Genomic DNA, 21,418 nt, shown 5'->3' with positions numbered 1-21,418 from the left:
ATGACCGCGCAGCATGTCGCCTCGGCCAACGGCGCCGGGACCGGTCCTCGCGGCACGGCCCCATTCCGCCGTCCGGTCTCTGCGACCGAGTGGTCCTATCTGGCCGCTGCCCGACTGGGTGAGCTGCTGGTGCTCCAGCTCGTCGTCGAGGGCGCCGGGCCGATCGACGCCCTGGCCCTGAGCCGGGCCGTGGCCGAGGCCTCGGCGTCCTGCCCGGGCTCGCGGCTGGTGCGCCGCGGCAGGACGTGGGTCGACAGCGGACGTCCGGCCCGGGTCGTGGTCGCCGAAGGAAGGGGCTTGGACCGCACGACGTTCACGGGCCTTCCTGAGCTCACCGGCCCGTTGGCCGAGTCGGAGGGCCGTCCGGGCTGCGAAGTGCTGCTGCTCACCGGCGAACCGAGCACCGTGGTCTTCCGCGCCTCCCACGCCGTGATGGACCTCAAGGGCACGGCGATCTGGGCCGCCGAGGTGTTCCGCGCTCTGCGTGGCGAACCGCTCCACGGCGCCGCCGACTCGCTGGCCGACTACGCGCTGCTGGATGCGGTGGGCCGGACCGGTCAGCGGCCTCGTCTCGGGCTCGACAAGTGCTCGCCGCTGGGCGGCCGCCCGGGGAACGGCTCGGTATGGCGGCGGCGTACGCTCCCGGGCCGGCACGCGGCGCTGGCCGCGAAGGTGGCGGCCGCGGTTGCCGGAGCCGGAGCCGTCGCAGGCTCCACCGCCCGGATCATGGTCCCGGTGGATCTGCGGCGTCACGCTCCCGGCGTGTCATCGACAGCCAATCTCGCCCTGCCGGTGTTCCTCGACATCCCGGCCGGCCAGGGCACGGACGCGGTCCACCGACAGTTGCTCACAGCGCTGGCCTCCCGGCAGGAACTGGCGGCCGGGGCGGAGGCTGCCCTGGCCCGCCTGCCACTGCCCGCAGCCGCAGCGCTGGTTCGCGCCTCGCGCGCCGCCACTGCGGCACGGCACCGGTATCCGGCGTCGGCCATCGTGTCCCACGCCGGCCGGCTGGCGCCGGAGGATTTCAGCGCCGGGGAGTTCACCGCGACGAGCGTGTACGCCCTTCCGGTGCATGCGCCCCTGATTCCGGTCAGCATCGCGCTGCTGGAACTTCCCGAGCACATCGAGCTGGTGGTCTCCGCCCGCGGGGCGGCGGACGTCGGCGAGCGCTGCGAGGAGCTGCTGGACCGTATCGAGTCCGCACTGGGCACAGCCCTCCCGGCCCCGTACGCACCGCCCGTGGCACCGCCGCGGGAGCCCGTCGCGGCCGAACTCCTGCTTGCGCCCGGCCCCGGCGGGCTTCCTTCGCCGGAGACCACAGTGCTGCAGCTGTTCCGTGCGCAGGCCGCCCGCCGTCCGGACGCACCCGCTGTGCTCGGCGACAACCTGCACTGGTCGTACGCGGAACTGGACCGCCGCTCCGACGCCGTCGCGGCCGAACTGCTCTCCCGGGGAGTCGGGCGCGGCGACGTCGTCGGTGTCCTGGCGGACCGTTCGGCACTCGGCCTGGCCGGAGTCTGGGGCGTTCTCAAAGCCGGCGCGGCCTTTCTGCCCGTCGACGTACGCAATCCGGCGCGCCGGGTCGAGGAGCTGCTGCACGACGCGCAGGCCCGCTTCTGTCTCACGGAGACGCCCGCGTGCGCCAAGGCGGAGGGAGGCGGCTGCACGACGATCCTCCTCGAGGACATCGCGAGCGACGACGCGACCGTCGACGAGCACCAGCGAGCGGCCCTCACCGCGGCCGCTCCCGGCCCGGACGATCTGGCGTACGTCATCTACACCTCGGGGTCCACCGGCAAGCCCAAGGGCGTACAGATCGAGCACCGCAGCCTGACCAACGTCGTCGGCTGGATATCCCCGTTCATGCGGTGCGACGAAGAGACCCGGGCCGCGTACTCCTTCTCCCCCGGCTTCGACCTCTCGATCATGCAGATCTTCCCGCCCCTGCTGCACGGCGGCGCCGTCGTACCGGTGCCCGGCGAACTCGACCACCTCAAGCTGCGCGAGATGTTCTCCGGCCGGCAGGCCAACACGCTCGGGATGACGCCGACCCACCTCGACCTCGCCGCACGCCTCGGCATCCGCCCCACGGGCATCCGGGCCCTCCAGGTCGGCGGCGAGAACCTCACCGCGGCCGGCAGCAGCCGGGCACGCGCGGCCTTCGGACCTGACTGTCTGTTCGTCAACATCTACGGTCCCACCGAAGCAACGGTGGCCTGCACCGTCGCCGTCGTCGGCGACGACACCGTACGCCCGTCCGCGCCGATCGGAGTGCCGGTGCACCGCACCTCCGTGGCGGTTCTGGACGAGCGGGGGAACGAAGTCCCCGACGGCGAGCTCGGCGAACTCCATGTGACCGGCGTTCAGCTGGCCCGCGGATACCTCGGCCGCCCCGACCTGACAGCCGACCGATTCGTCTGGCTCCCGGACGGCCGACGCGCCTACCGCACCGGCGACCTGGTGCTTCGCCTGGCCGACGGGCAACTCGAGTACGCGGGCCGGATCGACTCCCAGGTGAAGATCCGCGGTCACCGGGTCGAGCCGGGCGAGGCCGAGGCAGCGCTCACCGCTCTGCCGGGCATCGCACAGGCCGCGGTGGTCGCCCGCCCCCGGCCCGACACCGGCACGCCGGCCCTGTGCGCCTTCGTGGTGCCGGCCGGGGGCGCGGCTGCCTTCGACGAGGCTGCCGTACGGGCGGAGCTGGAGCAGTCGTTGCCGTCCCACCTGGTGCCCTCGGTCGTACGCGCGGTCTCCGGGCTGCCGGAGACCGCCAGCGGCAAGACGGATCGCAATGCGTTGCCGAATCCTTTCGGCCATGGGCCGGTGGAACCGGAGAGGGCCCCGGCAACGCCCCCTGCGGGCCCAAAGCCTCCGGCGACCGGGAACGGTCCGGGACCCGGCACCGCAGCGGCGACGGCCGAGATCTGGGCCCGCGTCCTGCACTGCGAAACCACGGACCTCGATTCCTCGTCCGACTTCCATGCACTCGGCGGCGACTCACTGGCCGTCCTGGAAATGCTGGCCGCACTCGGCGAAGACCTCTTGAGCCGAGCCTCGGAGCAGCAGTTCCTGGCCCGGCTCGGCTCCCTCAGCGAGAATCTGACGCTCGGCCGAGTCGTCGAGACCGTCGAGGCGCTGCGGAGCACGTCGTGATCTTCGTCGGAGAGGGCGCGCTGCTCTGGCGCGCCGTACAGCACACACTCGACCACAACCTGGCCGTGGACCTGGTCTGCGGCCCTGCTCCGGCCGCAGAGGCTGCTCGGGCCGACGTTCCCTATCGTGCCGTCGCGGACGTCAACTCCGTAGCCGCCGAGCTGGTCGCCGCCGGCACGGATGGCGTCGTCTGGTCGCTCAACAACCGGATGATCTTCCGCGCACCGGTGCTGTCCACCGGACTGCGCATCCTCAACATCCACCACGGCCCGCTGCCCGCCTATCGGGGGCTGCCCGAAGTAGCCCTGGTGTACGCGATGCTGCACGGCGAGCGGAAGTTCGCCGCGACGCTCCACCAGGTGGATGAGGGCATCGACACCGGACCCACTCTGGCCGCCGATTCCTATCCGATCGGCCCGGACGAGCCGTACCACGTGGTGCTGCGCCGCGGATTGCAGACCTGCCACCAGCTGTTCGAGCGCTGCGTGCCCCTTGTGGCGGCCGACCCCGCCTGGGCCGGCGAGCCCACCCCACCCACCGGCGCGGACGACGGCGACTACTTCGGGCGCAAAGCACTGGCGCGCCTCACCCAGCACCGCAGCCACCCGAACTTCGCCCGCGCCACCGACCTGGGTTTCCTGGCCGGCTACCTCCCGGAGCTCGCCACAGCCCTGCGATGACGCGAGCCATCCATGCGCCGGCCCGGCCCGGCCCGAGCCGGCGCATGGGCACCACACCTCTGACATCTGTCAGGACCGCGCCGATGCCGGCCCCGCCCGGGCACGGCCGGCGCGCTGCGATCTGTGATCAGCATGTCTCGCTGGGTTGCCGTAGTGGGCCGGTGGGGCCGGCTCTGCGCACACTGGGATTATGCGCGGGACGATCGCCGGTGAGACTGCGGAGCGCGAGGATCTGCTTGCTGCCGCCGTGGTCAAAGCCGTCACAGGAACTGGCACGCGCGCCGGGAGTGTCTTTCTCCGCTCCGGCGACCGCCGCTCGATCGTGCTTGCCGCGACGTGCGGAGTGCCGCCCTCCCTGCTGGGCGGCTGGCGCCTCATTCCGGTGAGCAGCCCCATCCCGGTCGCCGTGGCGTACAGCTCCGGGCGCACCATCCACCTGACCGGCGCCGACGAGACGATGCGCCGGTTTCCCCAGCTCGCGGTGGCTCTGCCGTACGCCTTCGGCTCCTGCTCCGTGCCGGTGTGCGCGGGCGGGGAGACCTTCGGGGCACTGGCGGTCGTCTGGGGGGCGTCTCAGGGTGGCGAAGGGCTGTCCAAGGCGCAGCGCCGCCAGGTGCGCACCATCGCCAACCGACTCGGCGCTTCCCTCGCCGCCCTCCGGGCCCGTACCGGCGACCCCCTCGAGTGCGACGCGCGGACGGCTCCCGTCGAGTCCCCGGCTCCCTCGGAATCGGCTGTGCGGGTCGGGTTGTTCGACTGGGACCTCGTCGCCGGCACCTTCACCGTGGACGACGAGCTCTGCGAGATCTTCGGTATCGACCCGCGCGCTTTCGACGGACGAGCCGAAACACTTGCTTCCTGCCTGCACCCCGGTGACCTGGCCGCCTTCCGGGCCGGGGCCCGCGCGGCAGCCGCCGAGGGCCGCATCATCGCGCGGCGCCTGCGCCTACGAGATCGCGGGGACGGCGGGGGCGGACACCGCTTCGTCGAGTTGTGGGGCCGCGCGCCGGAGATCGACGACGCGCGGGCGCGCACCCATCTGGTCGGCGCGGTCGTCGACGCGCGGGCCGGCAGTGCGGCCGTCGCTGCGGTCGAGCGGCTGCGGGACGGGCTCCTCTCCCTCGCTCCCGACGGACGGGTCAGCTACGCCAACCACAGCGCGGAGCAGCTGCTGGGCGTGCGCGGCGACGAGCTGCTGGGCCAGTGTCTCTGGGACGTGCTGCCGTGGCTGTCCGACCCCGATTTCGAGTACCGGCACCGGTCGGCGATGATCTCGCAGGCGCCGGTCTCCTTCCTTGCATGCCGCCCGCCCGACCGGTGGCTCGCCTTCTACCTCCATCCGGAGGCGGACGGGGTGACCGGCCGGGTGGTCCTCGTGGGGCATCCTGCCCCGGCCGCGAGGGCACCTGCCGCCCCGGCCGCGACAACAGCACCTGCCCCGTCGGCTGTGCCGGCACCCGCGGCCGCACCGGCGCGCCTGGGCGTCATGTATCACGTCCTGCAGCTGGGCAGCGCGCTGACCGAGGCAGTCACCGTCCGCGAAGTCTGCGACGTCGTCGCCGACCAGCTTCTCCCTGCCTTCGGCGGCCAGCAGCTGGCGATCTACCTGGTCCGTGAGGGAACGATGCACCTGCTGTTCCACACCGGCCACCACGAGAATTTCCTCGACTGGCTGGAGGGCGTGCCTCTGCACGCCCGTCTGCCCGGTACGGAGGCCCTGACCTCCGGGGCTCCGCTCTTCATCGAGTCGCGGCAGGACCTCTCCCAGGGATACCCGGACATCCCCACGGGCGAGGTGAACTCCTGGGCATATCTGCCGCTGATCGCCTCCAGCCGCCCCGTCGGCACCTGCGTTCTCGGCTTCGACGAGACCCATCCGTTCACCGCCAAGGACCGCGGCGTCCTCACCGCACTTGCCGGACTGATCGCGCAGGCCCTGGAACGAGCGCGGCTCTACGACTCGGAGTTCGCTCTCGCCCGCGGTCTGCAACAGGCCCTCCTGCCGCACCGGCTGCCGGCAGTCCCGGGCGTCCGCACCGCCGCGCGATATCTGCCCGGCACCAGCGGAATGGACATCGGCGGCGACTGGTACGACGTCATCCTCACCGATGACGAGTTGTCCCTCGTCATCGGAGACGTGGAGGGGCACAGCATCGCCGCCGCGGCCACCATGGCTCAACTTCGCAGCGCCGTAAGGGCCTTCGCAGCGGTGGGTCACACGCCCGGCGAGGTGCTGGCGGGCGCCAACCGGACCCTCATCGACCTCGACCCCGGGCTGCTGGCCAGTTGCTGCTACATCCGTACCGAACCCCGCAGCCACCAGGCGTACGCCGTCAGTGCCGGCCATCCTCCGCCACTGCTTCGCCGCCCCGACGGGACGACCGACGTCCTCGAGCTGGATATCGGCCCTCTCCTCGGTGTGGATCGTGCGAGCACCTATCCGGGAACCCTGATCGCCCTCCCACCGGGCTCCGTACTCGCCCTCTACACGGACGGCTTGGTCGAGGAGCGCGGCACCGACATCGACGTGGGGATCGACCGTCTGCGGGCGTCCCTGGCCCACGGCCGCGCGGACTCGCTGGACGAACTCGCCGACCGGCTTCTGCACGACGCCCGGCGCTCCTCGCACCGCGCCGACGACATCGCCCTTCTGCTCACCGAGTACGGCCGGTCAGGGCGCCCGGATGACGTCTGAGGGAGACCTTTGTGCCGACGCCGGGGAGGGGCCGACGAGGAACGGTGAAGGCTGAGGACCATGGCGAACACCTGCCGCAGCACGGGCACGCCACCGTCTTCCTCTGCCGCAGCGTCGTGACGACGGCGGCCCGGAGGCCGAATCCGGCTGCCCCGGCAGCAGGCCCGCGGTAGCTCGCCCGGCGCCGCGGGGCGTTCTCCCTCCTTCGGCCGTCATCCCGGCGGGTGCGCACCGGATGCCTCCCGGCGCGCGGCACGCCAGGCTGCGGTCAAGGGCAGCGGCCATCACCGCACAGACGAGGACCGAACCATGTCCCACCGCCGGCGTATCCGCGTCATCACCGGGGCGGCACTGCTGCTGCTCACGGCCACGGCCTGCTCGGCCGGCAAGACCACCGTGGGCACACTCAGCTTCCGTGCCCACGACTCCCCGGTCGAGGTTACGTACTCGAACACCCCCGTCCAGGGCTGCCACAGGATCGGCCTCCCGCACGGCGCAGCCCACGTGGAGAACAACACCCTGGTCGACGTCGTCCTGTACCGGACACCGCAGTGCCAGAAGACCGACGAAGCTGTCGGCATCTACGTCCCCACCACCACCTCGAACGTGACCGCCCCCGGCAGCCTGCCGTGGCGCAGCTTCAGCGTCGTCCACTGACCGGTTCCGGGGCCGTCCCGGAACCGCGTCGTGTCCCGGCGCCACCGCCTCGTCGGACCGCTGCGGTCGTCCGGCTGCCGGACGTGCAGGTTGTCAGCGGTGATCGCGCGCGGGAGAGAGTTCGGCATCCGTATCGTCTCCGGTCTGCTGCGCCGCGTCTCCGGTCTGCTGCGCCGCGGCCGTGGGCTTCGGCGCGGTGGGTTCGGGCAGTGTGCGGAACAACAGCCAGCTCAGGGCGGGCATCAGGATCAGTGGTGTCAGGGCAGTACGCAGGGAGGTCGCGTCGGCGACACTGCCGATGAGAGGGCTGACCAGGCCGCCGATGCTGACGGTCAGCCCGAGGGTGATCCCGCCGGCGGTGCCCACCCGTGTGGGCAGGTAGTCCTGGCCGAGGGTGACCTGCAGTGAGAAGGGCACATACAGGCCGGCGGAGGTCAGCGCCACGAACACGTAGATCGCCGGGCCGGGTATGAACACGATCCCCGCGACGGCGGCGACCGTGACGAGGTACGACCAACGGGCGACGGCGACCCGGTCCCAGCGGTCGGCCAGGCTGCCGCCCAGCACAGAGCCCACAGCGCCGCCGAGATAGAGCACGAACAGCGCCGCGGTGCCCGCTGCCGTACTGCCTCCCAGACGCTGCTGGGCGTACAGCGAGATGAACGTGCTCAGGCCGATGAAGACGATGGACCGGCAGACCACGGCCAGCGACAGCTTCACGAACGAGGCCTTGTCGTCCGCGCCCGTCACAACCGCGGTGCCGGAGCCGCCGCGTACTGTCTTCTCCAGTGCGCGCAGGACGGGCAGGCACAGCACGCTGCCGGCGAGGGCCGGCACCACAAGCAGCGGCGACAGGCGCAGACCGCCGGAGGCGACGACGGCGGTGACCATGAGTGGCGCGGCGGCGAAGCCGAGGTTGCCACCGAGGGAGAACCAGCCCATCGCGCTGTGGCTGCCCTCGCTGACGAGCCGCGCAACGCGGGCGGACTCGGGATGGTAGGCGGCGACCCCGACACCGGACACCGCCACGAACGCCAGCGTCAGAGTGTAGGAACCACTCAGACCGCTCAGGGCTGTACCCAGTCCGCCGAGGATCGTACTCACCGGCAGGAGCCAGGGCATCGCCCAGCGGTCGGTGAGCGCACCGAACACCGGTTGCGCCACCGAGGACAGCACAGACGCGGCGAGCACGATGCCCGAGACCGCGGCGTAGCTGTAGGCGCGCTCGGCGACGAAGAACGGGACGAGCGAGGCGACAGCGCCTTGGTAGATGTCCACGCAGGCATGGCCGACCGACAGCATGATGATCGTTCTATTCCTTGGCACATCGGCCATGGTCATCGCTGAGCAATGTGTCGCGCTTCCGATAAACTGCCAGTCAATGACGAAAATCCGCCACGAGCCCGTAGCGCCGACCCGCACCCAGTGGCTGGCGCCCGGTGCCGCCATAGACGCCCACCGCCACGACGACCACCAGATCGTCTACGCAGGCCGGGGAGTGCTGGCCGTGACGACCAGCGCGGGCTCGTGGATCGCGCCGGGTACTCGCGCCATCTGGGTGCCGGCCGGCACCGTGCATGCCCACCAGGCCCACGGCGAACTCGAACTGCACCTGGTCGGCCTGCCCGCGAGTGACAACCCGCTCGGCCTGGACGAGCCGACCGTGCTGACCGTCGGCTCCCTCCTCCGTGAACTGATCCTCGTCTACACGCATACCCCTCACGACGAGAGCCCCGAACGCGGGCGGCTGCGGGCCGTGTTGCTCGACCAGCTGCGGGCCTCACCCCAGCAGCCCCTGCACCTGCCCTCCCCAACCGCCCCTCAGCTGAAGGCAGTGTGCGAGATCCTGCGCACGAATCCGGCCGACGACCGCACCCTGGCCGCACTGGGCAGGGAGGTCGGCGCCAGCGACCGCACCCTCTCCCGCCTCTTCAAGGCCGAACTCGGCATGACCTTCCCGCAGTGGCGCACCCAACTGCGTCTGTACCAGGCCCTGGTCCTGCTTGCCGAGAACATGCCGGTGACCACCGTGGCACACATGTGCGGCTGGTCGTCCGCCAGTGCGTTCATCGATGTCTTCCGCCGTACCTTCGGACACACTCCAGGGACACACCAACCCCGCCGGCGGACCGAGTGACTGGTGGCGTGATGAGGCGTCGCTGAGGAGCCAACTGGTGGGGAGCTGACCGGATTTCGATGCTCGGGTGAGACGGGGCTGTGCGGCGGTGCGGGCGCGCACCATGAGCGTGCAGGCGAAACCAAGCAGTGCCTGCGCGACCACCAGGCAGACGAGCTCGGAGTCCGTCAACCGGGGTGGCCTGCCCATCCACCGGTCCAACCCCAGGTCGTCGTGGTCGATCTTCACGTGCAAGGCAGTCAGCAGGGCGTCCTGGTCATTCTTCGTCATTCTTCACAGGCCGATCTTGGACACCCTGCTTGCCGTCCCCGGACGCGGAGTTGGGCAGGATGCCTATTCCAGGTGTGCGGTGCTCTGTTGTGCAGTGTGCCGTTCGTAGAAGACGTTGCGTTCCAGGGGACGCCGGCCGGGATGGCGCCGTTCCTCCGCCGGGTAGCCGACGGACACGAGCAGTGCGATGGCCAGGTCGTCGCGGTCGTCGATCCCGATCACCTTCTTCACCTTGTCCTCGTCCCAGCCGTTCATCGGCGACGTCGCCAGGCCCATCTCGGTCGCGGCGAGCATCACGAACGAGGCCGCGATCATTGCGTCCTTGACCGCGTACTCGCGGAGAAGACCGCGCTTGTCGAGGTCTTCCTGGAACGTTGTCGATGCCGCGGAGAACATGGCGATGAAGTCGTCGTTCCATGCTCCGTCGCGCCGGGCGCGGTCGTAGATGTCGCTGTGGTCGTCACGCCAGGACTGCGGCTCCGCGACGAAGACCAGCACGACGGGGGCTTCCTGCGGCTGCGGCTGTCCACCGGTGGCCCGGGCGAGCCTTTCGCGACCCTCGTCGCTGGCGACCACGACGATCGACCGGTCTTGCAGATTCCAGCTGGTAGGCGCTTCGACGGCGAGTTCGAGCAACGATGACAGGGCGGCTTCCGGGATCGGATCGGGCTGATAGTGGCGCACGGTGCGGCGCGTGCGGATCGCGTCCGCGACAGAGAGCATGCGATTCGTCATGACACTCACTATTGGAGAGGGACTCTCCATAGGGAAGAGGGCACCTTTTGGTGCGCTACTCTCCCGATATGAAGACCGTGGTGGAATCCTCCGGACTACCGGCCGACGCCTACTCCGCGAAGTGCCCGACGCGCCAGGTCCTTGACCACATCGCCGGCAAGTGGACGATCCTGGTCGTCGACGCCCTCCTCGAAGGCACCATGCGCTACACCGACTTGAGCCGACGGATCGAGGGCGTCTCGCAGAAGATGCTCACCCAGACACTGCGCAGTCTCGAGGCTGACGGCTTCATCACCCGCACGGTGCACCCGACCATCCCGCCCCGGGTCGAGTACAACCTGACCGAGCTCGGCGAGAGCCTTGCTGAGCCCATCACCGCGCTCCGGCAATGGACGGAAGCCCACATCAACGAGATCGAAGGGGCCCGGGCCCGTGTCACCGCCGAATCCCCAGCCCAATGATCTGCTGCTCCGAATGCAGGAGGCAGTGACACTCGCGGGGAGTCGTCACTTCGGTGACTCCCCGCCCCGACACAGGACTTGATCGTCCAGATGATCAAGTCCAAGGGATGCCTGCGGAGGGTGTGGGGTGGGCGGCGGCCAAAGCCACCGCGAGACGGTCAGGCGGCGGGCTGCCGGCCCTGGTTGTCGAGGTGGCAGCGGGCGGTCAGGCGTCAGGGTCGACTTCGGGGTGCGTGAACCGCACGGGCTTGCCCAGCGACCGCGCGTAGGCGATTTCGGCTCGGGTGCTGTCTCCGATGTAGTCGCCGACTAAAGCGCCTGAGTTCGCGATTACTGAGGCGCTGGCACCACGAACTTGGCCCGGCCGCCCGGGATCCTCGGCTGTGTACGGCTCGGTTCCGACTGATTCGGTGTCGAAGTGCATGACGTTTTATGTGCCCGGGGCAGTGAACGTTTTCAGTCTTGCCACTGGGGAGGGGGCCAGGAAGCATGCTCGAAGTACTATCCCTGCAAGGTCCTCCGGTCGGCACTTCGCAGCCTCGGCCGTGACACGGTCGGAAGGAGGCATTTGTGCAGAGAGGGCAGAGGGCAATGAGTGTGGCTGAGAGTTGGTCTCGCGTGATGACTCTTCTTCAGCAGCACGCCCCGGCTGATCACGCGGATCTGCCAGGGCCCGCTACGGAGCAGATGCTCGCGGCCGCCGAGGAACGAATGGGCATCTCCCTCCCTGGGGATCTGCGGACGTGGCTGTTGCAGAACAATCTGGATCTGCCTGAGGAAGATGTCGACGACGAAGTGGCATGCTGCGGCTTCGACGGGTTCCCGGACGAGGGGAGCTTCTTTCTGGGCGTCCGGGCGATGGAGAAGCTCTACGCGAACCGCTCCAGGCCCGGTGGATTCGACCCTCCGGACCAGCCGGGCAATCCGTTCTGGCGTAATGAGTGGATCCCGTTCCTTTCGGACCAGGACGGCTGGATGGGAAAGTTCATCGATGTGCGGGACGGGCGCGTCGGCAGCTGGTTCGTGGGTGAGATCACGGTCACGGGCGAGTACGAATCGATGGCCCACTATTTCGACTCCGTAGCGGAGATACTGACGAAGATCGCCGATGGCAGCTACCCGGTCTGTGAGGTCGCCGAAGGTCGACTCGTCTGGTCGTGAGACGGTTCCCAACCGCGTGACTGCCGTTGCCAATCCGCCCTCGCCCTGGCTGGAGCGAGGGAGTCGGTGACGGGGGCACAGTCGGGGCGGTTGCCAGTTACGGCTTGTCCTCCTGGTCTCGGTCGGACAAGGGGTCGGGGTGGAATGTCCGGGTGTAGCGCAGTCCTGTGTCGGGGGTGATGTTGAATACCGCGCACAGATGTTGCGGGTCGGCGCCGGTGACGGCGGCCTCTTCGAGGATCCGGTCCTCGCGGAGGCGTTGGGCGGTGACCGGAAGATCCTTGAGCAGGGGCTGCATCCAGCCGATGGTGACCGTGTGCAGGAGTGGGCGGTCTGCGAGCTGAGGAACAGGCGGGGGTTGCGGGCGTGTGGCCAGCGTGAGTACCGGAGTTGGATGTAGTCGGCGGCGGCCTGACGGGTGAAGGCGTCGAGGGGGTGGTCGATGTCGCCGTGCAAGAGCCGGCCGCCGGTGAAATCGACGGCAGCTAAGGGCAATTCGCGAGCCTGGTGGGGGTAGAGCGCGTGAATGCCGATGAGGGCGATCAGTAGCTTCAGGGCGGGGTCGCCCTCGGCGGCCGCGGCCAATGTCTGGATCGTATCGGGGCTCAGCGGCATGGGCACCGAGCTGGGCTTCGCCCCTAGGCTCAGGCCGCGTGCGGGGTTGGCGAACAGCAGCCGTTGGCTCTTGAGGGTCTTGAACATGTTGCGCAGCGCGACGGCTTCGTTGTGCGGTGCCGCGCACTGGGACAGCCACTCTGTGAGGTCGGCGCGGGTGACCTGGCGAAGGGTGCGGTAGCGCTTCGAGCAGTCGAGGAGGAATGGGATCGAGGCGTCAACCTGGTTGCGGACGGTGGCGGTCGAGCGGGGACGGCGGCGGGGCCCGCCGTGTCTGACGATGCGGATCCACACGAGGGCTTCTGCACGGATCTCCGGGTGCACGTTGCTGAGCCGGCGGTGGATTCACGCGTCAAGGGAGTCGATGCGGTCATCATCGAGGAGGTCGAGGTGGGCGAGCACCTCAGTGACCCGGGTGACGGCACGTGTGGCTCGCTGGCGCGGCAGAGTGGCGACGGTGCTGGCCTTGATGTTTTCATGCGGGCCGTGGACGGCGGTCAGCAGGTACAGGCTTCGCAGCACCCGCTCGCTCAAGGCTGGTGACCAGCCTTGAGCCTCGGCGCTTGCCTCGGCCTGCACGGAGACGTAGGCGGTGAAGGTGGGATCGATGGGTTCGACATCGGGCACGGTGACGCGCGACATGTCCCGCTCGGCGATGAACAGCGGCTCCTGACGCCACCGAGGCATCGCCCTGGATGAAAGGCCAGTGTGCTGGTGCGCTTCGGGTGAGCCGCGCTCCCGCGTCTGGGCGGCAAGGTGGACCCGCCGGACCAGATCGGCGATGAACAGCTGCTGCCCGGTGGTGGCCGCGGTGGTGAGGTCCGGTCGCTGCCAGGTCCGTGGAACGGCTTGGGCCTGGCAGCGGCACAGTCGGCATACTCCGTGCTTGAGGAGCGGCACGGTGCGGCGGCAGGTCGCGCAGGTGCCGGTCTCGTGCCCGCGGTTTCGTAAGGAGGTGCAGGCGGCACAGCGGCCGTGGCGGTGCCAGGTGCCCCAGGCGAGGCAGTCGCTGCAGCTGTCCGCGTACGGCACGCGGGGATGACAGCGACGGCAGTAGCCGCCGACGTAGTGGGCGTCGCTGCCGCATGCTTTGCAGGTCGGCGGCGGAAGTTCGGGATGCAGGCAGCTGAAGCAGCGGAGCCGGCCGTACTCCGCGATCTTGTTGCCGCATTGCTTGCACGGCCGGGGCCGCAGGTTCACAGCGGTGGTTCCGTCCGACCGACCCGACGTTCGATCCTGGGGTGCTCGCCCGCGACCGCCGCCGGGGCGGACGTGCTTACGGGACGCCGAGCGCGGGCCTTCTCGGGCTCCGGGGCCAGAAGGTCGTTGGGTTGGCAGCCCAGGACCTCGCAGATGATGTCGAGGTCGTCCAGGCGGATGGTGACCGGCTGCCCGGACCACAGATTGGACATCTTCCCGGCGCTGATCGTTAGGCCCGCGTCGGCGAGCATCGACTGCAGCTGCGAGGACTTCCAGATGTCGCGCTGCGCGGCGGCCAGCCGCAGGTTCCACTTCATGACGGCTCCTGTCCTGGGCTATCCGGTGAACCGGGACGCGGCCCGCTGGCCGGCGGAAGTCCAGGCGTCCTCGATGTGGGTCTTGTTGACGTGGACGTAGATCATCGTGGTGTTGATCCAGCGATGACCGAGCAGCTCCTGGATAGCGACGACGTTCATGCCCTGTGCGTACAGATCGGACGCGGCGAAGTGCCGGAGCGCGTGCGGAGTAGCACGGCCGGACCAGCGAGGCAGGTGGCGCTCCACTGTCTCCGCCAGCGCGCCCCGGATCGCGCTGGTGCTCACGCGTTTGCAGCGGCCACCGGGATCGCGACGCTCGGAGGGGAACAGCGGTGCACCGGGCTCATCGAGGTGCCCGTCGAACTCCCACCGCGGGCCCTGGAGCCACCATTCGAGGAGTTCACGAGAACCGTTGATGAGCGGGACCAGGCGCTCCTTCTTCTGACCGCGGCTGCCCTTGCCGCGCAGCAGCACCTTGCCGAAGGTGCCCAGGTCCCAGCGGATGTCGTGGACTTCGAGCAGGCACAGTTCCGAGACCCGCGGGCCGATGAGGCTGGCCAGGCGGCATGCGGTGTAGTTACGGACACTCGGTGCGTACTTCCGAGCCGAATGTAGATCGTCGCGCCATCCGGCGAAGAGTCGATCGACGTCCGCGGCCGGCGGCGGGATCCGCACCCGCATGTTGGTCTTGCCTCGTGGGCGGTTGATCTCATCGACCGGGCACTGCACCAGCACGCCGGTCGCCGCGTGGAAATCGGCCTGATGCCGCACCTCCAGGAACTCGAAGTACGTCGCCAGGGCGTGCGCCTTGCGGACCTTGGTCAGCGTGGCCAGCCTTCGCTGGTCCTCGCCGAAGAACCGGTCGAGGTCAGTCGGGATCAGCTCCCAGAGCGGGCGGCCGCACCAGCCGCGCACCTCCATCAGCGCATCCACGTCGCCGGAGATCGTCTCGTCGGCGATCCCGGCCGCAGCCCGGGCGAGCACGAACTCAGACAGCAGGTCCTGCTCGAAGTCCGCTATGTCCTGCGGTGACTGCAACAGCGGTCGAGATCGGATTGGTGCAACGACAGCAAGCGACATCCCGTCCCCTCAACTTCGCCATGCCCAGCGGAATCTCAGGCTGCCAGATGGAAGCTCATCAATTCTGAGACTTCTTCGCTGTTCACCCTTGAGGGTGACGGAGGGCCGTCGACGCACTCCGCAGGACCGGGGGCACCGCTCGCGGGGAGCGGGGCGATGGGGAACTCAGGCGCACATTCACAACGAGCACCTCATCAGCGAGCCGGATCTTCGCCCGGTGCAGATCGTCGAGTCGAACCTTCAGCGCCTCGGCCTCGACAGGATCGGACCAAAGTTCGTGCGGCGACTTCATGTCACAGCCCGGTTTGACGACAATCTTTCCGGCTTTGGTCTCCCGCAGATCGGCCTCGGTCATCTCGGTCATGAAGCGGGTGGAGCCGCAGATCACGACGATACGCGGGAGGCTCAACAGCTTCTTCGCGTCGGCGAGCTTCTCCTCGGGGGTGAGCAGTTGCGGGTATGACACTGGTTCCTCCTGGTGGTGTGGTCCAAGGGGTGCCTGCTGAGACGAGAACGAGGGTGTCCAAGATCGTTTTGTGACGAACGACGTGGACACCCTCGGGCCAGCACTCTATGCGACGACCGACGACATGCTGAAGGAGCGTCCCGACCTGGCGCCGTGGCGCCCGCCGGTCGGCATTACGCCCCGCCTGAGCGATGCCGAACTGCTCACCCTCGCCACGATGCAGGTCATACTCGGCTACACCTCCGAGGCCACATGGCTCCGCCATGCCCGTGCCCACCTGCGCCACCTCTTCCCCTACCTGCCCCAGCAGCCCGGCTACAACAAGCGGCTGCGCAAGGCCGCCGGTCCGATGCGAAGCGTCAACCGGATCCTGGCCACCACCACCTCGGTGTGGAGCGACGACGTATGGGTCGTGGACTCCACCCGGTGGAATGCGGCCGCTCCCGCGAGACCGTCAAACGCTCCGACCTGGCAGGTTGGGCCGAATACTGCTACTGCGCCAGCCACAGCCGCTTCTTCTGGGGCCTGCGCCTGCACCTGGTCTGCACCCTTCAGGGCCTGCCCATCGCCTTCGCCCTGACCGGGGCCAAGGCCGACGAACGCGAGACCCTCCTTGACCTCCTGGCAGCCGAATGCGAGCTTCTGCGAGAGCGCCCCCGACAGACTCTCATCGGCGACAAGAACTACTTCGGCCGTGGTTTCGAACGCGAACTGTCCGAGCATGGAGTCCAGTTGCTGCGGCCTGCCCGTAAAGGTGAACGGGAACGGCCTGGCGCACCCCTGTTCAAGCCGCTGCCACAGGTCATCGAATCGATCAACGAGACCTTCAAGGGGCAGCTTGACCTCGAACGGCACCGAGGGCGCACACCCGGAGGTGTCATAGCCCGCGTCATGCAACGCATCCTCGCGCTGACCGCCGCGATCTGGCACAACGACGCCACCGGACAAACCGTCCAACGCTCACTGATCGCCTACGATCACTGACCCCTTGGAATAGATCATCCAGGGCTCGATGTTGTGATTCAGGCGGAACAGATTGCCGGGGTCGTAGCGCTGCTTGAGCATCGTCAGGCGGTCGTAGTTCTGCCGGTAGTTGATCTCGACCCGGTCCTGGTCGTCCTGGTCCATGAAGTTCACATAGCCGCCCTCCTGGGAGTAGGGCTTGAGGGCTCCGTGGAAGGCGCGCGCCCAGCCGATGGTGTCCTCGCACTCGGCGCGCGTAGGGAGCGTGGGGCTGAGAGCGGTCGAGAAGTCGGCGTCCCGGTAGGCGAACGCGGTCTCCTCGGGCCCCACCCTGTGGCAGGCCCCGTCGATGGGGAACACCACCGTCGCGCTCTGGATGGTGGGCGTCGTGGCACCGAATTCGGTGTACGCGTCGATCGCACCATCGGGCAGGCCCCGGCTGAAAGTGCCCTTCCAGTAGTGGAAGAGACCCGCGGGCAGCTCCTCGTCGAAGAGGGTGTTGATCACCGGATACGGCATACGGCCGACGTGCTGTCCCACGACCGGGCCGAGCTCGCCCAGACGGGCGCGGACCTGGTCGTCCCGGTCCTCGGGACCGGTCCAGCAGGTGACCACTCCGCACAGCGGCCGCCCGTGCCAGCGCTCGGGCAGGAACGGGAGGCGCGGGCCGAGCGTGACGGCCAGCAGGGCGCTGAACGTCTCGTCGGACTCCGCGATCAGCTCGCGGTACCGCCTCATCACATCACCGTCGAGCGGGTAGAACGTCGGTCCGCCGAGGATGTCGGCCACCGGGTGCAGCCGGTACTCGAAGGACGTGACGACGCCGAAGTTCCCGCCTCCGCCGCGCACCCCCCACAGCAGGTCGGCGTTCTGCTCCTCGGTGCAGGTCAGGAACGACCCGTCCGCCGTGACCATGTCGACCGAGATCAGGTTGTCGCAGGCCAGCCCGCACCTGCGGGCGAGATAGCCCATGCCTCCTCCCGTGGTCAGCCCGCCGATTCCGGTGCTGGACACGACCCCGCCGGTGGTCGCGAGGCCGAAGACATGGGTGGCGTGGTTGAGATCCGCCCAGGTGCACCCGCCCTCCGCCCGGGCCGTACGCGCCTGTGGGTCGACCCGGATTCCGCGCATCCGCCCGAGGTCGAGCACCAGGCCGTCGTCGCAGGTGCCGTAGCCGGAGACGCTGTGACTGCCGCCGCGCACGGCCAGCATGAGGCCCTGCTCCCGGGCGAAGTCGACGGCAGCGACGACGTCGCCGGTGTCGACGGCCCTGACAATGATCGCCGGACGCTTGTCGTGCATCGCGTTGTAGACCTTGCGCGCCTCGTCGTAGTCGGGATCGCCGGGTTGCACGACATCGCCGTGCACAACCCCCTGCAGTCGTTCCAGTTGCTGGTCGTCGATGGCCGATGTGTAGGTGGTCATGGCCGCCGCCTGCTCTCCGCTTCGCCGGGAAAGGGGTACAGCACTGTTGTAGGCATGCGCACGCGCCGGGCTCATCGCCGGATCCGCCCATATCGCGGCAGCGCGCATGGGCAGAAAGGCCCATGCGCAGGGGACGCGCCGGCCCCGCGTACGCAGTACACGGGTGGGATCAGGCGAGGCCGTGTGTGAACGCGTACGCCGTGGCGGCGGCCCTGGAGGACACTTCGAGCTTCGCGAAGATGTTGTTGAGGTGACGGGCGACGGTGTGCTCGCTGATCACCAGCTCCGAGGCGATGGACCGGTTGGTCCGGCCTGCCGCGACCAGACGAAGCACTTGGACCTCGCGCTCGGTGAGCTCGCCGGGGAGCCGATGCTGCACATCGCCGAGCAGGGCCACCGCCCGCCGCTCGTCCGGCCGTGCGCCCAACCGCCCGAACACCGCCTGCGCGGCCTGGAGTTCCAGTCGCGCGCCTTCCTCGTCCCCCGCGGCACGATCGGCCGCGGCGAGAGTCATGCGGACCTGCGCCGCCTCGTACGGAACCCCCAGTTCCAGCCACAGCGCCAGCGCACGCCGCAGGAGGCTCAGCGCCCGATCGAGGTCGCGGTCGGCGAACGCCACCGCGCCGCCCGCCGCAGCAGCGGTCGCATGCAGCACGGTCCTCTCGGACTCGCGCCTTCTCTGCCACTCGCGCGCCGTCGACTCCAGTTCGTCCGCCGCCGTACGGGCCTGGTCGAGCTGCCCCAGGGCGAGCGAGATCTCCACCTGAGCCGCCAGCAGCCGACAGCGCCCGAGGCGGTCGGGCCCCTGGTCGCCGTCGTCGGCCGCCAGAGCGATCCGCAGCGCGGCGGCGGAGGAGTCGGCCTTGCCCTGGGCCAGCCGCAGCAGCGCGAGTCCGGGCTGCGGGTCGCGGCCCAGCTCGTGGGCGCGCTCGTACGATGCCTCGGCCGCGGCCAGGTCGCCGCGCCGCCGCTGGATGCCTCCGGTCAGGTAGAACGCCTCCGCGGCCGTCCGAGCCTCGTAGGGCAGCAGCTCCCTGCAGGTCGTGGCGGCTTCGGTCTCGGCCTGGGGCCAGTCGCCGCACAGCTCGAGCACCTCCACCCGGTGTACCCGGCACAGACCCCGGAAGTTGTTCTCCTCGGGCATCGACGCACACCAGGTCATGGCCGCGTCCGTCCACTCGACGGCCCGTTCCAGGTCCGCGGAGGCCATGCACTGCTGAAGACCCAGGCAGTAGATCCACCCGGTGAAGAACGAGCTGAGTTCGCCCGCCATGGCCGAGCACATGGCGTCGTCGAGCAGTGCGAGCCCGCCGGCGACCCGCCCCTGCGCGAGCAGCACGCCGGCCTGCACCTGGGCGCTCATGGCGAGCAGATCTGGGCTGTCGCAGCGCCGGGCGATGTCGCCCATGCGGCGGGCACAGGCCATGGCCTCGTCGAACGCGCCGCGTCGCTGCGCCTCCTCCGCCTCCATCCAGACGAGATAGCACTGCTCGACACACTCGGGCTCGCCGCTGAGGTGCTGCCGCGCCCGGCGCAGCCAGCCGGCGGCCGCGGCCGTGCGACCCGCCAGCTGATACTCGTAGAAGAGCATCCAGGCGCTGAATCCGGCCTGCCGCGCGCGGCCTGCCGCCACGTAGCCGGAGTACGCCTTCGTCCGCGCCGCGATCGATTCCTCGACGCGGCTGGTCCACCAGGCGGCATCGGCAAGTGCGGCGAGGTTGTCGGGAGTCATGAGGTCGGGGTCGACGTCGCGCAGGGCGACGTACGCATCGGCCCACGCCTCGCGAGCAACGGCGTCCCGGGCCTGCCTGATCGCCTGCTTGATCACCTGCTCGGCCGCCTCATCGGCGCCGGTGATCCGCTCAGCCATCGCGGCTCCCTTCTCGTTCGCCACGAGCAGGGCCATTCCTCACCAGGATAGGAGCGGGCAGCTCCCCCCGGGCCATTACGACCACGTCGAGCGTGCCCGGGGGCATGGAGCAGGCGGGGAGCGCTCAGGCCGGGCGCTGCTCAGCTGCCTGCGGCCGGCCCGGACCGGCTGGGCAGAAGGGCGGGCGCCAGCTCGCGCCACTCGCGGTCCGGCAGCCCGGCCGGGTCGGGGTTGAGGACCTGCAGGCAGACGTGGTCCGCGCCGGCGTCGAGGTGGTCCTGGACGCGTCGGTGGATCGCTTCCACGTCCCCGTGGGCGACGATCGCGTCCACCAGCCGCCGGCTCGGTCCGCCGATGATGTCTCACACAGAGCAAAACGGAGAGATTCTCCGCTTGCCGCACGCTACGATACGGAGAACTCCTCCGGTTAGCTACCCCGGAAGCCAGCCAAAGGACGGAACGATGGCGATCAGCGACCGGGCAGGAACCCCGAGAGCCGCCTCCGCCCCACCGGCACGGCGCACGGACGCGCGACTCAACCGGGCGCGCCTACTGGCCGCGGCACAGGAAGTGTTCGCCGAAGCCGGCCCCGAGGCGTCCCTGAACGAGATCGCCCGCCGGGCCGACATCGGCCCCGGAACCCTCTACCGCCACTTCCCCCATCGCACCGCCCTGCTGAGCGCGGTCCTCAGCGACCGGATCGAGGCGCTGTGCGGGCAGGCGGAGAAGCTGCTCTCCTCCGATTCCGCGGACGACGCGCCGGCGCAATGGCTGCGCGCGTTCCTGGCCCACGCCCGCGTCAACCACGGCATGGGCGGCGCGATGCTGGTGGACGAATCGAGCGCCCCAGAGGAACCGGGCGCACCGGCCCCGACTGCCACCGGCGGATCCTGGACGCGGCCGGCACCCTCCTCGCCCAGGCCCAGCAACAGGGAACCGCGCGCGGTGACCTGAGCGCCGACGACATCGTCCAACTCGTCGTCGGGATCGCGCTGTCCACGGCCCGGAGCCACGACGCCGCGCAGCCCGAGCGACTGCTCGCCCTCGTGCTCGACACTGTGCGCGGCGGCCGAAAGACCCCCGGTTGCGCCGCGGAACCCCCTACGAACTCGTTTGCACAGGTGACGTAGCGCTCGATCATCACCATGTCACCACCATGCCACCGCCCCGGCAGACCCCGGGTCCGTACGGCACTCCTCAGCAGCGGCCTCCCCCTACGGCCGACAGCCGTCCCAGCAGTTTCCGCAGCAGCCGTATGCGGGGCAGGGCGGATGGGACCAGCCGCCGATGGGCCGCGCCTCCACGCCGGCCCCCGGCCCCCAGCCCGCAGCCCGCAGCCCGCAGCCGGCAGCCCGCAGCCCGCCCAGGAATTGGGCCTGGCTGATCGGCGGCATCACCCTGGGTGCACTGGCGCTCGTCGGCGCGAACTCCGCGGTCGGCAATATGAACAGCGATTTCCAAATCGTCCAAGTCCTCCAAGGAAGCCGGGAATTCGGGAATTCCGGTGACCCAACGACTCCGCGGACGCCGGGA

At 69.6% G+C, this 21,418-nt stretch carries 18 protein-coding genes and 2 pseudogenes; 10 read left to right on the top strand and 10 right to left on the bottom strand.

Annotated elements, in window-relative coordinates; translation table 11 throughout:
* The 4 genes from OG883_RS39035 (at position 1) to OG883_RS39020 (ending at position 7,185) form a co-directional block, all read left to right on the top strand.
* Entirely contained in the window at positions 1-3,153 is a 3,153-nt protein-coding gene (locus tag OG883_RS39035; protein ID WP_266551691.1) for a non-ribosomal peptide synthetase, read from the top strand.
* On the top strand, positions 3,150-3,833 hold the full coding sequence (locus OG883_RS39030) for a formyltransferase family protein (protein WP_266551690.1): 684 nt from the start codon (positions 3,150-3,152) through the stop codon (positions 3,831-3,833). The genes OG883_RS39035 and OG883_RS39030 overlap by 4 nt, the downstream gene beginning before the upstream one ends.
* 190 nt (positions 3,834-4,023) lie before the next feature.
* Positions 4,024-6,528 carry a SpoIIE family protein phosphatase gene (locus OG883_RS39025; protein ID WP_266551689.1) on the top strand — a complete coding sequence of 835 codons (2,505 nt, stop codon included), beginning with the start codon at positions 4,024-4,026 and terminating at the stop codon, positions 6,526-6,528.
* Positions 6,529-6,837: 309 nt separating this feature from the next.
* Positions 6,838-7,185: a hypothetical protein gene (locus OG883_RS39020; protein WP_266551688.1), complete on the top strand. Its 348-nt coding sequence runs from the start codon at positions 6,838-6,840 to the stop codon at positions 7,183-7,185.
* A 93-nt stretch (positions 7,186-7,278) separates the two neighbouring features.
* Here OG883_RS39020 and OG883_RS39015 read toward each other — a convergent pair whose 3' ends face one another.
* A complete protein-coding gene (locus tag OG883_RS39015; RefSeq protein ID WP_266553230.1) occupies positions 7,279-8,511 on the bottom strand; it encodes an MFS transporter in 1,233 nt (410 codons plus the stop codon).
* Between the two features lie 55 nt (positions 8,512-8,566).
* Between OG883_RS39015 and OG883_RS39010 the strand changes: the two genes are divergently transcribed.
* A complete protein-coding gene (locus tag OG883_RS39010; RefSeq protein WP_266551687.1) occupies positions 8,567-9,322 on the top strand; it encodes a helix-turn-helix domain-containing protein in 756 nt (251 codons plus the stop codon).
* A gap of 333 nt (positions 9,323-9,655) precedes the next feature.
* On the opposite strand, the gene OG883_RS39005 is transcribed toward OG883_RS39010, so the two are convergent.
* Positions 9,656-10,327: a nitroreductase family protein gene (locus OG883_RS39005; protein ID WP_266551686.1), complete on the bottom strand. Its 672-nt coding sequence runs from the start codon at positions 10,325-10,327 to the stop codon at positions 9,656-9,658.
* 68 nt (positions 10,328-10,395) lie between these two features.
* Between OG883_RS39005 and OG883_RS39000 the strand changes: the two genes are divergently transcribed.
* Together OG883_RS39000 and OG883_RS38995 are read left to right on the top strand one after the other, a co-directional pair.
* Positions 10,396-10,788: a helix-turn-helix domain-containing protein gene (locus OG883_RS39000; protein WP_266551685.1), complete on the top strand. Its 393-nt coding sequence runs from the start codon at positions 10,396-10,398 to the stop codon at positions 10,786-10,788.
* A 591-nt stretch (positions 10,789-11,379) separates the two neighbouring features.
* Positions 11,380-11,949, top strand: coding sequence for an SMI1/KNR4 family protein (locus OG883_RS38995; protein WP_266553227.1), 570 nt, complete (start codon positions 11,380-11,382; stop codon positions 11,947-11,949).
* A 97-nt stretch (positions 11,950-12,046) separates the two neighbouring features.
* Here OG883_RS38995 and OG883_RS38990 read toward each other — a convergent pair whose 3' ends face one another.
* The 5 genes from OG883_RS38990 to OG883_RS38970 form a co-directional block, all read right to left on the bottom strand.
* The gene (locus tag OG883_RS38990) at positions 12,047-12,247 is read right to left on the bottom strand and encodes a hypothetical protein (RefSeq protein ID WP_266551684.1); all 201 of its coding nucleotides are present in this window, start codon (positions 12,245-12,247) and stop codon (positions 12,047-12,049) included.
* Between the two features lie 662 nt (positions 12,248-12,909).
* Positions 12,910-13,764, bottom strand: coding sequence for a hypothetical protein (locus OG883_RS38985; RefSeq protein WP_266551682.1), 855 nt, complete (start codon positions 13,762-13,764; stop codon positions 12,910-12,912).
* Positions 13,761-14,081: a helix-turn-helix transcriptional regulator gene (locus OG883_RS38980; RefSeq protein ID WP_266551680.1), complete on the bottom strand. Its 321-nt coding sequence runs from the start codon at positions 14,079-14,081 to the stop codon at positions 13,761-13,763. The genes OG883_RS38985 and OG883_RS38980 overlap by 4 nt, the downstream gene beginning before the upstream one ends.
* A gap of 18 nt (positions 14,082-14,099) precedes the next feature.
* The gene (locus tag OG883_RS38975; RefSeq protein WP_266551674.1) at positions 14,100-15,119 is read right to left on the bottom strand and encodes a tyrosine-type recombinase/integrase; all 1,020 of its coding nucleotides are present in this window, start codon (positions 15,117-15,119) and stop codon (positions 14,100-14,102) included.
* 124 nt (positions 15,120-15,243) lie between these two features.
* A complete protein-coding gene (locus OG883_RS38970) occupies positions 15,244-15,627 on the bottom strand; it encodes a hypothetical protein (RefSeq protein WP_266551672.1) in 384 nt (127 codons plus the stop codon).
* A 70-nt stretch (positions 15,628-15,697) separates the two neighbouring features.
* Here OG883_RS38970 and OG883_RS38965 point away from each other — a divergent pair.
* Positions 15,698-16,611 (top strand): annotated as a pseudogene (locus OG883_RS38965) (IS982 family transposase).
* On the opposite strand, the gene OG883_RS38960 reads toward OG883_RS38965, so the two are convergent.
* The 3 genes and pseudogenes from OG883_RS38960 to OG883_RS38950 form a co-directional block, all read right to left on the bottom strand.
* Complete coding sequence (locus OG883_RS38960; RefSeq protein WP_266551670.1) at positions 16,588-18,015, bottom strand: FAD-binding oxidoreductase; 1,428 nt, start codon at positions 18,013-18,015, stop codon at positions 16,588-16,590. The pseudogene OG883_RS38965 and the gene OG883_RS38960 overlap by 24 nt on opposite strands.
* 169 nt (positions 18,016-18,184) lie before the next feature.
* The gene (locus OG883_RS38955) at positions 18,185-19,921 is read right to left on the bottom strand and encodes a LuxR C-terminal-related transcriptional regulator (protein WP_323181052.1); all 1,737 of its coding nucleotides are present in this window, start codon (positions 19,919-19,921) and stop codon (positions 18,185-18,187) included.
* A gap of 104 nt (positions 19,922-20,025) precedes the next feature.
* Positions 20,026-20,247: pseudogene (locus OG883_RS38950) on the bottom strand (LLM class F420-dependent oxidoreductase); the annotation flags it as partial.
* Between the two features lie 100 nt (positions 20,248-20,347).
* On the opposite strand from OG883_RS38950, the gene OG883_RS38945 reads away from it, so the two are divergent.
* Positions 20,348-20,839 carry a TetR/AcrR family transcriptional regulator gene (locus tag OG883_RS38945; protein ID WP_266551668.1) on the top strand — a complete coding sequence of 164 codons (492 nt, stop codon included), beginning with the start codon at positions 20,348-20,350 and terminating at the stop codon, positions 20,837-20,839.
* The gene (locus tag OG883_RS46905) at positions 20,722-21,015 is read left to right on the top strand and encodes a hypothetical protein (RefSeq protein ID WP_323181076.1); all 294 of its coding nucleotides are present in this window, start codon (positions 20,722-20,724) and stop codon (positions 21,013-21,015) included. The genes OG883_RS38945 and OG883_RS46905 overlap by 118 nt, the downstream gene beginning before the upstream one ends.
* Positions 21,016-21,418: the final 403 nt, after the last annotated feature.

It is taken from the genome of Streptomyces sp. NBC_01142 (genome assembly GCF_026341125.1).
Classification (GTDB): Bacteria; Actinomycetota; Actinomycetes; order Streptomycetales; family Streptomycetaceae; genus Streptomyces.
This window is presented reverse-complemented; position numbering and strand designations above follow the sequence as displayed.

Excerpts from the sequence above, each read along its gene's own strand:
- OG883_RS38955 (WP_323181052.1), bottom strand. The coding sequence starts at position 19,921 with ATGGCCCTGCTCGTGGCGAACGAGAAGGGAGCCGCGATGGCTGAGCGG.
- OG883_RS39000 (WP_266551685.1), top strand. The coding sequence starts at position 10,396 with ATGAAGACCGTGGTGGAATCCTCCGGACTACCGGCCGACGCCTACTCC.
- OG883_RS39035 (WP_266551691.1), top strand. The coding sequence starts at position 1 with ATGACCGCGCAGCATGTCGCCTCGGCCAACGGCGCCGGGACCGGTCCT.
- OG883_RS39005 (WP_266551686.1), bottom strand. The coding sequence starts at position 10,327 with ATGACGAATCGCATGCTCTCTGTCGCGGACGCGATCCGCACGCGCCGC.
- OG883_RS39025 (WP_266551689.1), top strand. The coding sequence starts at position 4,024 with ATGCGCGGGACGATCGCCGGTGAGACTGCGGAGCGCGAGGATCTGCTT.
- OG883_RS38960 (WP_266551670.1), bottom strand. The coding sequence starts at position 18,015 with ATGACCACCTACACATCGGCCATCGACGACCAGCAACTGGAACGACTG.
- OG883_RS38995 (WP_266553227.1), top strand. The coding sequence starts at position 11,380 with ATGAGTGTGGCTGAGAGTTGGTCTCGCGTGATGACTCTTCTTCAGCAG.
- OG883_RS38990 (WP_266551684.1), bottom strand. The coding sequence starts at position 12,247 with ATGCAGCCCCTGCTCAAGGATCTTCCGGTCACCGCCCAACGCCTCCGC.
- OG883_RS39010 (WP_266551687.1), top strand. The coding sequence starts at position 8,567 with ATGACGAAAATCCGCCACGAGCCCGTAGCGCCGACCCGCACCCAGTGG.
- OG883_RS39020 (WP_266551688.1), top strand. The coding sequence starts at position 6,838 with ATGTCCCACCGCCGGCGTATCCGCGTCATCACCGGGGCGGCACTGCTG.
- OG883_RS38980 (WP_266551680.1), bottom strand. The coding sequence starts at position 14,081 with ATGAAGTGGAACCTGCGGCTGGCCGCCGCGCAGCGCGACATCTGGAAG.
- OG883_RS38945 (WP_266551668.1), top strand. The coding sequence starts at position 20,348 with ATGGCGATCAGCGACCGGGCAGGAACCCCGAGAGCCGCCTCCGCCCCA.